Origin of the sequence: Streptomyces sp. V4I23 (genome assembly GCF_030817975.1) — a bacterium.
Classification (GTDB): Bacteria; Actinomycetota; Actinomycetes; order Streptomycetales; family Streptomycetaceae; genus Streptomyces.
Map to the genome: position 1 here is coordinate 7,139,470 of NZ_JAUSZW010000004.1, position 12,715 is coordinate 7,152,184.

Genomic DNA, 12,715 nt, shown 5'->3' on the forward strand with positions numbered 1-12,715 from the left:
GGCGCGCCCCTCACCCAACGCCCTTTGACACAATGGGCGTTCACAACGATGCGCGACGCCGCCGCCGACCTGGGGGGACCATGACCACCACTGCCGCACGGGTACCCGGTCCGGCGGGGCTGCCGCTGCTCGGGTCGATGCTCGACCTCAAGCGGGACTCCCTCGGCACCTTCCTCGCGGCCCGGCGCGAGCACGGGGACGTCGTCCGCCTCACCGCCGGGCCGCCCGGACTGCGGGCCGAGCTGTACGCCGTGTTCTCCGCCGAGGGCGCGCAGCAGGTGCTCGCCACCGACGCGGCCAACTTCCGCAAGGACAACGCCTTCTACCAGGAGGTCCGCGAGTCCTTCGGCAACGGCCTGCTGACCAGTCAGGACGCCGACTACCTGCGCCAGCGCCGTCTGGTGCAGCCGCTGTTCACCCGGCGCCGCGTCGACGGCTACGCGGAGGCCGTCACCGCCGAGACGGCGTCGATGCTCGCCGCCTGGCGCGGCGCCCCGGCCCGGACCGTGGACGTCGTCGCCGAGATGACGGGCCTGACCCTGCGCGCGGTAGCGCGCATCCTCTTCGGCACGGACGTCGAATCGGCCGTCGCCGTCGTCGAGCGCTGCTTCCCCGTCATCGGCGACTACGTCCTGCGCCGGGGCTACTCGCCCGTCAACGTCCCGCGCGACTGGCCCACTCCGGGCAACCGCCGCGCCGCGGCCGCGACCCACGAGCTGTACGCGGTGTGCGACCGCATCATCGAGAAGCGGCGAGCGGACGGGGACGCGGCGACCGGCGACGACCTGCTCACGCTGCTCGCGGCGGCGCAGAGCGAGGAGGACGGCAGCTTCGACGCCGCCGAGATCCGCGACCAGGTGCTGATCTTCCTGCTCGCGGGCCACGAGACGACGGCGACCTCGCTCGGCTTCGCGCTGCATCTGCTCGCCCGTCACCCCGAGCAGCAGGAGCGGGCCAGGGCCGAGGCGGCGAGCGTCCTCGTGGGTCGCGTACCGGGCGCGGCGGACCTCGACTCCCTGCCGTACCTGACCAAGGTGCTCAAGGAGACCATGCGGCTCTACCCGGCGGGCCCGGTCATCGGCCGCCGCGCCGTCGCCGCCACCGAGATCGGCGGTCACACCGTCCCGGCGGGCGCCGACGTGCTCGTCGCCCCCTGGGTGACGCACCGCCACCCGCGGTACTGGGAGGAGCCCGAGCGCTTCGACCCCGAGCGCTTCACGCCCGAGCGGGAGAAGGAACGGCCCCGCTACGCCTGGTTCCCGTTCGGCGGCGGGCCGCGCGCCTGCATCGGCCAGCACTTCTCCATGCTGGAGTCCGTGCTCGCGCTCGCGATGATCCTCGGGGAGTACGAACTGACCGCGAAGGACGAGACGGTGCCCGTCGACACGGGGATCACCCTGCGCGCCGCCGGGCCGGCCCGCTGCGTCCTGCGCCCCGTCTCCTGAAGGCGTCGGCTGAGGCCGCGTGGAGGGGTATCGGGTGGACGGCGACCCGTCCGCCCGGGATACGGTCCCGGCATGTCCCCTTCAGCCGAGAACAGGGCCCCCTCCGCCGTGACGGCGGACGACGTCGACCGCGCCGTGCGTCTCTGCCTCGATCTCCTGGGCTCCGCGCCGCCCGGCGCCGCGTGGGACGCGAGGGCGGGGACCCTCGAGTGGGACTGCTGGGAGACCGTCGAGCACCTCGCCGACGACCTGTTCGCCTACGCCGTCCAACTCGGCCCGCGCCATCCCTCCCCGGACCGCGTCGTGCCCTTCGTCTACGACAGCCGCAGGCCGGGCGGCCCCCGCAACACCGTGCACGTGGACCGCGGGGAGGGAGCGGCGGGGCTGCTGGAGGTCCTGGAGTCGTGCGGGGCGCTGCTCACCGCCATGGTGCGCACGGCGCCGCCCGGGCTCCGCTCGCACCACGTCTTCGGGAACTCCGACGCCGAGGGCTTCGCCGCCATGGGCGTCGTCGAGACCCTGGTTCACACGCACGACGTGGCGCTGGGGCTCGGGCTGCGCTGGGCCCCGCCGGACGGACTGTGCGCGGGGGTGCTGACGCGGCTGTTCCCCGACGTGCCGGGCGGTACGGACCCCTGGCCCACGCTGCTGTGGGCCACCGGGCGCGGCGATCTCCCCGGGCGGCGGCGCCGCACCGCATGGCGCTGGTACGGCGAACCGAGGTCGTGAGCCATCCTGGTCACGGGCCCTCTCCGCCGAGGGCGGGGTGACGGGCCGCAAGGAGGACCGTGGACCTGGAAAGCATCCTCGACGAGCTGTACGGGCTGCGCCCGCAGGACTTCACCGCAGCGCGCAACGCGCGCGCGGCCGAGGCCCGCGGAGCGGGGGACCCCGGCCTCGCGGAGCGCATCAAGGCACTGCGGCGCCCCACCGTCTCGGCGTGGGCGGGCAACCTCCTCGTGCGCCGCGACCCGGAACGGGTCCGGCCGCTGCTGGCCCTCGGCGAAGGTCTGCGCAGTGCCCACCGCGGCCTCGACGGCGAGCAGCTGCGCGAGCTGAGCCGGCAGCAGCATCTCCTGGTCGCCGCACTCGCCCGCGAGGCATGCGACCTGGCCGCGGCGGAGGGTCAGCAGGTGGGGGAGACCGCCCTGCGGGAGATCGAGGGGACCCTGCACGCCGTGCTCGCCGACCCGGCGGCGGCCGAGGAGTGGGCGGCGGGCCGCCTGGACCGGCCGCTGACCCCGCCCGTGGGGTTCACGGCTGCGGTGGCGGACCCCGGCGTCGTGGCGGATCGCGCCGCCGCGCCGAGGCCGGGCGGGAGGCCACAGGCCGAGGGCTCGGAACGCGCGGCGGGGCAGCGTGGACGAGAGCGGCGCGCGGAGCGGGACGAGGCCCGCCGGGCGGAGCAGGAGCAGGCCCGCCGCAAGGAGCGGGAGCAGGCCCGCCGGGCGGCCGCATCAGCCGAGGAGGAGGCGCGCGACCGCGAGGCGGAGCACGCGCGGGCCGACGAGGCCGCCGAACGGGTCGACGCGCGGGCCGACGAGGCCGCCGAACGGGTCGACGCGCTGACCGAGGAGCTGAAAGAGGCCAGGTCGGACCTGCGTGCCGCCGAGAAGGAGGCCCGCCGGGCACGCGACCGAGCCCGTGCCGCGGACCTCGCGGCTTCGTCGGCGCGCCACCGGGCCCGCCAGGCGTCACAGAACGTGGGGCGTCCGACGTCGGGCAGGGAGTGAGCCCGGCCGCCCGGGCCCGCCCCCCGCCGACTCGCCGTCCGCCTCAGCGCTCGCGCATACGCCGGGAGCCGGGGCCGCCGGCGCCTTCGGACCCGCCGGCGCCCTCGGACCCGCCGGGCTCGGCGTCGTCCGCACCCGGCTCCGGGTCGTTCGCCAGCTCGATGCGTGTGTGCTGCTGCCGGGACCGCAGGTAGTCCTGCACCTCGTGCTTCATCTCGTCGTCCTTGCGCGGGCTCACGCGGTTGCTGCCACGCTCCATGGAGAGCGCACCTCCTTAACGTGCCTTCGTTCTCTGCCCGGCCCATACCCGTAGGCGGCAAACCCACACGAAACACCCTGCCGTATCTGGTGGGCGCGCCGCAGCCGGAAGCAGTGCGCAGTACCCGCCGGGACGCCGATCATGCGCGGTATGCCGCGGACCTTCGACGCATTGATCGCCGAGGCCGAGTCGGCCCCCGTGGCGGCCACTCTCCCGACGTCGGGGCACGCGTTCGCACCGGCAGCGAGGCTGCCGGGCGAACCGGACCCTCCGGTCCAGGGCGGTCAGGTGCTGTGCGCCGCACCCGCCGCCCGTGTGCGGCGCACCAGCGCCGAGCCGGTCACGAGCGCCGCTGCCACCGCGCTGAGCATGGCCGCCGCCCTCGCCGAGGTGAACGACTCGCCGAGGCTGCTGTGCAGCAGGTCGACCGCGCCCGCACTCGCCAGAGCGTGGAGCGCGACGACGCCCACGGCCAGTCCCGCCGCCGCGGCCGAGACGACCACTGTGTCCCGCACGGCGAGCCATACGGCGCACACCAGGCAGAGCACCATGACGGCCACGGACAGCATCTCCGCGTAGCCGCCCGACCGCAGTCCCGCGAGGTCGGTCGGCAGATGGAGGAGGCCGCAGGCGAACAGCAGGACCGCCGCGGGCCAGCGCAGCGCAGAACGCAGCGCGGGGGAGACGGTGTGACTGCTCGGCCCTGCCGCGAGCGCGCTGTCCAGCGCCGCCGTCGGCCACGTCGAGGGCTCCGGCGACTCCTTCCGCTCCCGCGGCCGCTTCGACCGTTTCGGCCGCTCGGCCTGCACGGCGAGGACGGCCGGGGGGACCTTCCCGCCCTCGTCGCGTTCGTCCGGGCTCCGCGCGGCCCGCGCCGCCGGCGCGGGCCCGGCGGGCTGGTTCATGCGGTCGGCCGGATCCGGGGTGAAGGCGTCGGGGGGCATGGCGCGGGCTCCGTTCGTGGAACAACCGGTAGGCGTCCACCGTGTCTGTCTCGGGCTGCCTTGTGCTCATGAGCGGGCGCGTCCTCATGAGGGGCGCGCACTTGTTACATCTAGTGCGCAGTTCCCCGCACTGCGCCATCGGGGGTCGGCCCCCGATGGGCCGTCGGGGCGAACGGGTCCCGGATCCTCGGCAGCGGGAGGGCGTACAGGGGCGGGGACACGGTCCCCGCCCCTGTCGGAGCACTACGCGATCCGTGCGGGCCGCCGGCCCGCGGGCTCAGCTCCCGCCGCTCCCGTACGGCCGGGTGATGACCTCCATGCCGTGCCCTGCCGGATCGTGGAAGTACATGCCCCGCCCGCCGTCGTTGCGGTTGATCTCACCCGGCCGCTTGCCGTGCGGATCGGCGAAGTACATGACGCCCGCTTCCTCGATGCGCCGGAAGATCCCGTCGAACTCGTCCTCCGAGACCAGGAACGCGTAGTGCTGGAGGGGGACTTCGTCACCGAGCGTCGCGAAGTCGAGGGTGACGCCGTTGCTGAGGGCGAGCGGGATGAACGGGCCCCACTCCTGCCCGACTTCGAGCCCGAGGACATGGGCGAGGAACGCGGCCGACTCGCGGTTGTCCTTGGCGAACACGATGGTGTGGTTGAACTCTACTGACACTGTGGATTGCCTCCGTCGGGCAAACTCACGGGCACCTCCATGCCTCACCCGGTCGGTGACCGGCACGCGATGCCGTACACATGAGCGTAAATCGGCTCCCGGGCCCCTGTCACGCCGCTTTTCTGCCGCGCGCGGCACCCCATGTGGCGCTCCGCCGAGGCGAGTTGGCCTCACGTGACGCGGCGCGGGGCCGCCCCGAGGGCCCGGTCGGTGCCGGCCCGTTCACCGGTTCGCCGAGCGGCAGCGGGCCCGGTGGAGTTCAATGAGAGGCGCGGGGGCCGAGCGCACAGCCGTCGCCGGTCGCCGGCGGGACGGGACACCGGCCGATGCCGGGCGCGGACCGGCGCCGGGCAGGGACCGACGGATCACGGGAGCGCCTCCTGGGAGTGATCGACGAGTGAGCACCAGCGGCCATGTTCCCGGCAGCGGTCCGGACCGCCCGGAGGACGGCGCACTCCTCGTGCTCGACGACGCCGGTACGGTGCTCGCCTGCACCGCAGCCGCCGCCGAACTGCTCGGAGCCCCCGCCGCCGGGATCAGCGGACGCGACGTCGGCGCGCTCTTCGCCGAACCCGGCGACTGGCCACGGCTGCGGGGCCTCGCGCCCGACGACCGTCCCCGCTCGATGCGCGCATCGCTGCGCGGGTCCGGCGGTCCGGTGCCCGTGCAGCTGGATCTGCTGCCGATCGACGGCACGCTGCCCGCGCGGTTCCTGCTGCGGATCACGGCCGCGGAACACGTCGACCGGCGGGAGGAGAATGAGGCCCTCGTCGGCGCGCTGTTCTCGCAGACGGGCATCGGGCTCGCCATCCACGACCCGGAGCTGCGCCTGACGCGCATCAATCCGCTGCCCGGGGACGTGCGCCCCGGGGCGGCGCGGCGCGACCCCTCCGGCGGTGCGCTCGGGCTGCGGATCGGGGAGCTGCTGGTCCCCGAGGACGCGGCGGTCGTCGAGGCCCGGCTTCGCCGTGTCGCCACGACGGGCGAGCCGCTCATCGACTTCGTCACCCCGGCACGGCTCGCCAGGGCCCCCGAACGCGAGCGGGTCATCTCGCTGTCCGCGCTCCGGCTGTCGGGCGCCAAGGGAGCCGTACGCGGTGTCGCCGTGACGTTCACCGACGTGACCGAGCACGAACGCTCCCGCAGGCGCGCGGCACTCGTCGGCACGGCGGCCTCCGCACTCGGCCGGTCCCTGGAGGTCTCGCGCAACGCGCAGGTGCTGGCCGACCTGCTGGTCCCGGCGTTCGCCGACCTGGCCGCCGTGGACCTCACGGAGGCCGTGCTGGTGGGCGACGAACCGGGCGCCTTCGCGACGGGGGCGCCGCTGCGCCGGGTCTCGGCCGTCGCGGCCGACGGCGGGTGGCCCGACGAGCTGTACCCGCCCGGCTCCGTCATCCGCGTACGGGGCTACGAGAGCGACCGGCTCCGGCTCGGGTCGGCCGTCATCGTCGCCGACCTGGACGAGCTGCGGCCCAGGATCGCCGACGACCCCGACCGGGTGCGTCTCGTGCTCACCGACCGCGCCGCCTCGTACATGGTGGTGCCGCTGCAGGCCCGCGGGCACGTCCTCGGAGCGGTCTCGGTGTGGCGGAGCGGCGACCGGGCCCCGTTCGACGCGCAGGACGCCGCCGTCGCGGAGGACATCGGCTCCCGGGCCGCGCTCGCCGTCGACAACGCCCGGCGGTACACCCGTGAACGGCGCACCGCGGAGACCCTGCAGCGCAGTCTGCTGCCGCGCCCTCTGCTGAAGGTGACCGCGGCGGAGACGGCGGGGATCTACGTGCCCGGCAGGACGCTCGCGGGCACCGGCGGCAGCTGGTTCGACGTGATCACGCTCTCGTCGTCGCGGGTCGCCTTCGTCGCCGGCCATGTGCGCGGGCACGGTCTCAACGCGGCCGCCGCGATGGGCAGTCTGCGGACCGCCGTGCGCACGCTCAGCGATCTCGACCCGCCGCCGGACGAGCTGCTGACCCACCTCGACGATCTCGTGGTGCGGCTCGCGGAGGACGAACAGCCGGGCGGCGCCGAGGGCACGGTCCGCGGGGCGAGCTGTGTGTACGCCGTCTACGACCCGGTCAGCGCACGGTGCAGGATGGCCAGCGCCGGTCACGCGCCGCCCGTGCTGGCCCGGGCCGCCGGAGGCGCCACGCCGGTCGGGCTGCCGGCCGGCCCCGCTCTGGGCAGGGAGGGCGCGCCCTTCGAACCGGTGGAGGTGGAGCTCCGGCCGGGCGACCTGCTGGCGTTCACCGCCGGATCGCTGTCCGCCGAGGCGGGGGGCGCGGGCCGTGTGACCACGTATCTGGGCGAGGAGGCCGTCGGCGGCGGGACCCGGCCGGTGCCCGAGATCGGCCGGGAGATGCTCGTACCGTTCCTGGCCGAGCCTCCGGACCACGACGCCGCGCTGCTGCTGGCCAGAGTGGCCGTCACGCCCGAAGAAGCGGTCGCCACCTGGGAGTTCCCGGCGGACGTGAAGATCGTGGCGGACGCGCGGGCCGAGGTCGCCCGCCGGCTGACCGGCTGGGGGCTCGACGACCTCGTGTTCACCACCGAACTGATCGTCAGCGAGCTGCTCACCAACGCCATCCGGTACGCGGGCGGGCCGGTCGGTGTCCGGCTCATCAGGGACCAGCGGCTGGTGTGCGAGGTGTCCGACCCCAGCCAGACCCAGCCGCATCTGCGCCGGGCGCGCCTCACCGACGAGGGCGGCCGCGGACTCTTCCTGATCGCCCAGCTCACGCACCGGTGGGGGAGCAGGTACACCGCGTCCGGCAAGACGCTGTGGACGGAGCAGCTGCTGCCGCCGCACCTGCGCCCGTGAGCGGGCGGGACGCTGATAGTAGCCATGTACAGTGCCCGGCATGAGCAAGGCATCCACGGGTCCGACGCCCGGCTTCCTGGTGTGGCGGCTGTCGATGAAGTGGCGCGTCGCCGTCGACCGGGCGCTGGCGCCGGTGGGCCTGACCCACGCCCAGTACTCGCTGATGGCGACCCTGCACGGGCTCGACCGGTCCGGCGTACGCCCCAGCCAGCGCGAACTCGCCGACCACACCGGCCTCGAAGCGCTCTACGTGTCCAAGCTCGCCCGCGCCCTGGGGGCCGACGGGCTGATCGAGCGGGTCCGGGACGCCGCCGACAGCCGCGCCGTACGCCTCTCGCTCACCGAACGCGGACGGGACGTCACCGGCCGCGCCGTCGTGATCGTCCAGGACCTGATCGGCAAGCTCCTCGTCCCGCTCGGCGGCCCGGACAGCGACCGCACGGCCGCCTTCGTCCGCGACCTCACCGCCCTGCTCGACGCCCCGCTCGACCCGCCCGGCGGACCGTAGCGCCGACGCACCGAGTCCCACGCGGCCGGTGTCAGGCAGGGGCGGCCGCGCGAGCGGTGATCATCCGGTGCAGGCGTTCGGCCGTCGCCCGGCCGAAGAACGCGTCGTTGATGTCCGCGTCGATGTCGGTCACCGTGACCGCACTGCCCCGCAGTCCCTCTCCCGCAGCGCGTCGAACAGGGCCGCGTCCGCCGCCGGGTCGTGGTACGGGCCGCCCGGGACGCCCAGCGTCGACAGGCCGCGCAACGGTAGGCACACCTCGGCCGGGCCCGTGGCCGCACGCAGCTTCGCGGCGATCCGCCGGCCCAGTTCGGCGCACTCCTCCGCCGTCGTGCGCACCACCGTGATCGACGGGTTGTGGACCAGGACCTGACGGCCCCGCATCGCGGCCGGGAGCGTGTCCGGCGGGCCGAACTTCAGCATGTCCAACGCCCCCAGGCTCACCACCTGCGGCACACCGTTGCGCCCCGCGGCGGTGAGCCGGTCCGGTCCCGCCGACAGGATGCCGCCGGCCAGGTCGTCCGCGACCTCGCTCAGCGTCAGGTCGAGCACGCCGGCGAACAGCCCCTGCCCGGCCAGCGACTCCAGGGTCCGCCCACCAGGCCCGCTGACGTGGAACACCAGGACCTCGTAGCCCAGCTCGGTCAGCCGGGCCCGGGCCGCGTCGACGCCGGCCGTCGTCACGCCGGCCATGCTCGTCGCCACCAGCGGCCGCTCGCCCGCGGCCAGATCGGCGGGGCGCAGCGCCCGGCGCCCGGCCGCGAAGCCCTTCGCCATGCCCGCCGCCGCGTCGGCCGCGTTCGCGAGGACCGGGGCGGAGACGGAGTTGATCCCGGCGATGTCGACGACGCTGTGCATCATCGTGATGTCCGTGGACCCCACGTACGGCGACACGTCGCCCGCCGCCATCGAGGAGACCATCAACTTCGGAACGCCCAGCGGGAGCCCGCGCATCGCACGGGTCGCGATGGAGGTGCCGCCGCTGCCGCCCATCGCCAGGAGGCAGTGCAGCCGGCCCTCCCCGTACAGCCGCGCGACGGCTTCGGCCGCCCCGCGGGCCATCGCCGTCACCGCCGTGCCCCGGTCCCCCTGCGCGCGGAGTTCGGCCAGGTCCGTCCCGGCGGCGCGCGCCACCTCCTCGCGGGGGACGTCCGCGGTGAAGTGCGGCTTACCGATCACTCCCGTGTCGACCACCACCACGTCGACCCCGCCGCCGAGCAGCCGCTCGCGCAGCCAGCCGTACTCCTCACCCTTGGTGTCCAGGGTCCCCACCAGCACAACTGTCGCCATGGGACGTACTGTTCGGTACAACCGGGCCCGGGCACAAGAGCGCCGTCGCGGGCGGGCGGGGTCGGTGGCTCGGTGCGGACGGCGCACCGCGTGTGCCGCCGTTCGGACCGCACGGGAATGGATCGACGCGTCGCTGCGCTGATGTAGCCGCACAAGATCGGGTGAGATGCGATCCTCGGAACGGACGCACTCGAAGCCGTTCGCTCAAGGAGGCCTGACCCCCATGTCAGAGAACAGCGGCTGGGCGAATCCGCTGCGGGACCCGCTCGACCGGCGGCTGCCCCGTATCGCCGGGCCCTCCGGACTCGTGATCTTCGGCGTCACCGGGGACCTGTCCCGCAAGAAGCTGATGCCCGCCGTCTACGACCTCGCCAACCGGGGGCTGCTGCCGCCGGGCTTCTCGCTCATCGGCTTCGCCCGGCGGGACTGGGCCGACCAGGACTTCGCGCAGGAGGTCCACGACGCCGTCATGGATCACGCGCGCACACCGTTCCGCGAGGAGGTGTGGCAGCAGCTGGCCGAAGGAATGCGGTTCGTCCAGGGAGACTTCGACGACGACGCCGCCTTCGAGCGGCTGAGGGCGACGGTCGAGGACCTGGACAAGGCGCAGGGCACGGGCGGCAACTTCGCCTTCTACCTGTCGGTGCCGCCGAAGTTCTTTCCCAAGGTCGTCCAGCAGCTCAAGGACCACGGGCTCTCCGATGCGCCCCAAGGCTCCTGGCGGCGCGCCGTCATCGAGAAGCCCTTCGGTCACGACCTCGTCAGCGCACGCGAGCTCAACACCATCGTGCACGAGGTGTTCGCCCCGGACGAGGTCTTCCGGATCGACCACTACCTGGGCAAGGAGACCGTCCAGAACATCCTGGCACTGCGGTTCGCCAACACCCTCTTCGAGCCCGTCTGGAACCGGTCCTTCGTCGACCACGTGCAGATCACGATGGCCGAGGACATCGGCATCGGCGGCCGCGCCGGCTACTACGACGGCATCGGCGCCGCCCGTGACGTGATCCAGAACCACCTGCTCCAGCTGCTCGCGCTGACCGCGATGGAGGAGCCCGTCTCCTTCGACGCCGCTTCCCTGGTCACCGAGAAGCTGAAGGTCTTCAAGGCCGTCAAGGTGCCCGACGACCTGGGCCGGCACACCGTGCGCGCCCAGTACACGGCCGGCTGGCAGGGCGGGGCGAAGGCCGTCGGCTACCTCCAGGAGGAGGGCATCGACCCCGCGTCGAAGACCGACACGTACGCCGCGATCAGACTGGAGATCGACAACCGCCGCTGGGCGGGCGTCCCGTTCTACCTGCGCACCGGCAAGCGGCTGGGGCGCCGCGTCACCGAGATCGCGGTCGTCTTCCAGCGCGCCCCGCACTCCCCGTTCGACTCCACGGCCACGGAGGAACTGGGCCAGAACGCCCTGGTCATCCGCGTCCAGCCGGACGAGGGCGTGACCATGCGGTTCGGCTCGAAGGTGCCCGGCACCTCGATGGAACTGCGCGATGTGACGATGGACTTCGCGTACGGCGAGTCGTTCACCGAGTCCAGCCCCGAGGCGTACGAGCGCCTGATCCTCGACGTCCTGCTCGGCGACGCCAACCTCTTCCCGCGTGTGGAGGAGGTCGAGGAGTCCTGGAAGATCCTCGACCCGATCGAGCGGTTCTGGGACACGAACGGCTCCCCGGCCCAGTACCCCGCGGGCACCTGGGGGCCGAGGGAAGCGGACGAGATGCTCGCACGAGACGGACGGAGCTGGCGCAGGCCATGAAGATCGACCTCACGGACACCACGGCCAGCAAGATCAACAAGGCGTTGGTGCAGGGGCGCCGGGCCATCGGCACCCCCGCCGTCGGCATGGTGCTCACCCTCGTCATCGTCACCGACGAGGAGAACGCCTACGACGCGCTCAAGGCCGCCGGCGACGCCTCGCGCGAGCACCCCTCGCGCACCCTCGTCGTCATCAAGCGCGTCTCGCGCTCCCTGCGCGACCGCCGCGACACGCGCCTGGACGCCGAGGTCCGCGTCGGCGCCGACGCGGGCGCGGGCGAGACGGTCCTGCTGCGGCTCCACGGCGAACTGGCCGAGCGCGCCGACTCCGTCGTCCTCCCCCTGCTGCTGCCCGACGCGCCCGTCGTCGTCTGGTGGCCCGTCGACGCGCCGCCGGTCCCGGCCAAGGACCCCCTCGGCGCCCTCGCCCAGCGCCGTATCACCGACGCGTACGCGGTCGAGGAGCCGCTGCGGGAGCTGGCCGCCCGCGCCTCCGGTTACGAGCCGGGGGACACCGACCTGGCCTGGACACGGCTCACGCCGTGGCGCTCCATGCTCGCGGCGGCGCTCGACCAGGCGCGGGCGGAGGTCGTCTCGGCCGTCGTGGAGAGCGAGGCGGAGAACCCCAGTGCCGAACTGCTCGCCCGCTGGTTCGCCGACCGCCTCGGCGTGCCCGTCGAACAGGTCGTCACCGCCGGTCCGGTCGTCACGGCCGTACGCCTGCGCACAGCCGACGGCGAGATCCACATCGACCGTCCGGAAGGTCCCGTGGCGCGGCTCTCCATCCCCGGCCAGCCGAACCGCGTGCTGGCCCTCAAAGTGCGCACCACGGCCGAGCTGATCGCGGAGGAACTGCGCAGGCTCGATCCCGACGAAGCGTACGCTGCCGCACTTCACGCCCGGATCACCTCACCTGCGGCCGAGGCGGCCACGGGAGGCTGATTTCCTTCGCTTTTCCATGCACCGGGCGCCCCGTCCGGCATATCCGACAAGGTAAACTGGCCTTTACTGTCCGTAATTGCCCGGTGACACAATTCACGACCCGAGGGGTGCGGCGTACACGCCGCACCCCTCGGGTCGTGAACGCCTTGTGACGCCCCGTCAAGCCACCTTCACCTGCCGCGAATCTGCACAGTGAATGCGCAGGCGCCACACCGTCTCCTCATGGTCATCCCTGCTCTGACCAGCGATTATCTGGCTCTGTGGGGGAATGTCCCCTTCGTCGTCGGAGTGTGGCGCGCATGCATCGGGGCCCCGCGGGGTGATCATGTGAAGAAGATGGCACCAATTCATGTA

Annotated in this window: 10 protein-coding genes and 1 pseudogene; 7 read left to right on the forward strand and 4 right to left on the reverse strand. The window is 73.6% G+C overall.

What is annotated here, in order from left to right:
* Positions 1-80: 80 nt before the first annotated feature.
* The 3 genes from QFZ82_RS34865 (at position 81) to QFZ82_RS34875 (ending at position 3,178) form a co-directional block, all read left to right on the forward strand.
* Positions 81-1,445 (forward strand): cytochrome P450, encoded by a 1,365-nt coding sequence (locus tag QFZ82_RS34865; protein WP_307716927.1) that lies wholly within the window; start codon positions 81-83, stop codon positions 1,443-1,445.
* A gap of 72 nt (positions 1,446-1,517) precedes the next feature.
* A complete protein-coding gene (locus QFZ82_RS34870) occupies positions 1,518-2,174 on the forward strand; it encodes a maleylpyruvate isomerase N-terminal domain-containing protein (protein WP_307716928.1) in 657 nt (218 codons plus the stop codon).
* A gap of 59 nt (positions 2,175-2,233) precedes the next feature.
* Positions 2,234-3,178 carry a hypothetical protein gene (locus QFZ82_RS34875; protein ID WP_307716929.1) on the forward strand — a complete coding sequence of 315 codons (945 nt, stop codon included), beginning with the start codon at positions 2,234-2,236 and terminating at the stop codon, positions 3,176-3,178.
* Positions 3,179-3,221: 43 nt separating this feature from the next.
* On the opposite strand, the gene QFZ82_RS34880 is transcribed toward QFZ82_RS34875, so the two are convergent.
* The 3 genes from QFZ82_RS34880 to QFZ82_RS34890 all read right to left on the reverse strand — a co-directional run bounded on the left by QFZ82_RS34880 (position 3,222) and on the right by QFZ82_RS34890 (position 5,045).
* Positions 3,222-3,437 (reverse strand): hypothetical protein, encoded by a 216-nt coding sequence (locus tag QFZ82_RS34880; RefSeq protein WP_307716930.1) that lies wholly within the window; start codon positions 3,435-3,437, stop codon positions 3,222-3,224.
* 284 nt (positions 3,438-3,721) lie between these two features.
* Entirely contained in the window at positions 3,722-4,381 is a 660-nt protein-coding gene (locus QFZ82_RS34885; protein WP_307716931.1) for a hypothetical protein, read from the reverse strand.
* A 277-nt stretch (positions 4,382-4,658) separates the two neighbouring features.
* Positions 4,659-5,045, reverse strand: coding sequence for a VOC family protein (locus QFZ82_RS34890; protein WP_307716932.1), 387 nt, complete (start codon positions 5,043-5,045; stop codon positions 4,659-4,661).
* A 397-nt stretch (positions 5,046-5,442) separates the two neighbouring features.
* On the opposite strand from QFZ82_RS34890, the gene QFZ82_RS34895 reads away from it, so the two are divergent.
* Together QFZ82_RS34895 and QFZ82_RS34900 are read left to right on the forward strand one after the other, a co-directional pair.
* Complete coding sequence (locus QFZ82_RS34895; protein ID WP_307716933.1) at positions 5,443-7,863, forward strand: SpoIIE family protein phosphatase; 2,421 nt, start codon at positions 5,443-5,445, stop codon at positions 7,861-7,863.
* A gap of 40 nt (positions 7,864-7,903) precedes the next feature.
* Positions 7,904-8,371, forward strand: a complete 468-nt coding sequence (locus QFZ82_RS34900; RefSeq protein WP_307716934.1) for a MarR family winged helix-turn-helix transcriptional regulator — start codon at positions 7,904-7,906, stop codon at positions 8,369-8,371.
* Positions 8,372-8,402: 31 nt separating this feature from the next.
* On the opposite strand, the pseudogene QFZ82_RS34905 reads toward QFZ82_RS34900, so the two are convergent.
* Positions 8,403-9,661, reverse strand: a pseudogene (locus tag QFZ82_RS34905) (Tm-1-like ATP-binding domain-containing protein).
* A 223-nt stretch (positions 9,662-9,884) separates the two neighbouring features.
* Here QFZ82_RS34905 and zwf point away from each other — a divergent pair.
* Together zwf and opcA are read left to right on the forward strand one after the other, a co-directional pair.
* Positions 9,885-11,420 (forward strand): glucose-6-phosphate dehydrogenase, encoded by a 1,536-nt coding sequence (gene zwf / locus QFZ82_RS34910; RefSeq protein WP_307716935.1) that lies wholly within the window; start codon positions 9,885-9,887, stop codon positions 11,418-11,420.
* Positions 11,417-12,361 carry a glucose-6-phosphate dehydrogenase assembly protein OpcA gene (gene opcA, locus QFZ82_RS34915; RefSeq protein ID WP_307716936.1) on the forward strand — a complete coding sequence of 315 codons (945 nt, stop codon included), beginning with the start codon at positions 11,417-11,419 and terminating at the stop codon, positions 12,359-12,361. The genes zwf and opcA overlap by 4 nt, the downstream gene beginning before the upstream one ends.
* The last annotated feature ends 354 nt before the right edge of the window (positions 12,362-12,715 follow it).

What these genes read in the sequence shown, in the direction of transcription:
- QFZ82_RS34865 (WP_307716927.1), top strand. Translation starts at nt 81, where the DNA reads ATGACCACCACTGCCGCACGGGTACCCGGTCCGGCGGGGCTGCCGCTG.
- QFZ82_RS34870 (WP_307716928.1), top strand. Translation starts at nt 1,518, where the DNA reads ATGTCCCCTTCAGCCGAGAACAGGGCCCCCTCCGCCGTGACGGCGGAC.
- QFZ82_RS34880 (WP_307716930.1), bottom strand. Translation starts at nt 3,437, where the DNA reads ATGGAGCGTGGCAGCAACCGCGTGAGCCCGCGCAAGGACGACGAGATG.
- QFZ82_RS34885 (WP_307716931.1), bottom strand. Translation starts at nt 4,381, where the DNA reads ATGCCCCCCGACGCCTTCACCCCGGATCCGGCCGACCGCATGAACCAG.
- QFZ82_RS34900 (WP_307716934.1), top strand. Translation starts at nt 7,904, where the DNA reads ATGAGCAAGGCATCCACGGGTCCGACGCCCGGCTTCCTGGTGTGGCGG.
- zwf (WP_307716935.1), top strand. Translation starts at nt 9,885, where the DNA reads ATGTCAGAGAACAGCGGCTGGGCGAATCCGCTGCGGGACCCGCTCGAC.
- opcA (WP_307716936.1), top strand. Translation starts at nt 11,417, where the DNA reads ATGAAGATCGACCTCACGGACACCACGGCCAGCAAGATCAACAAGGCG.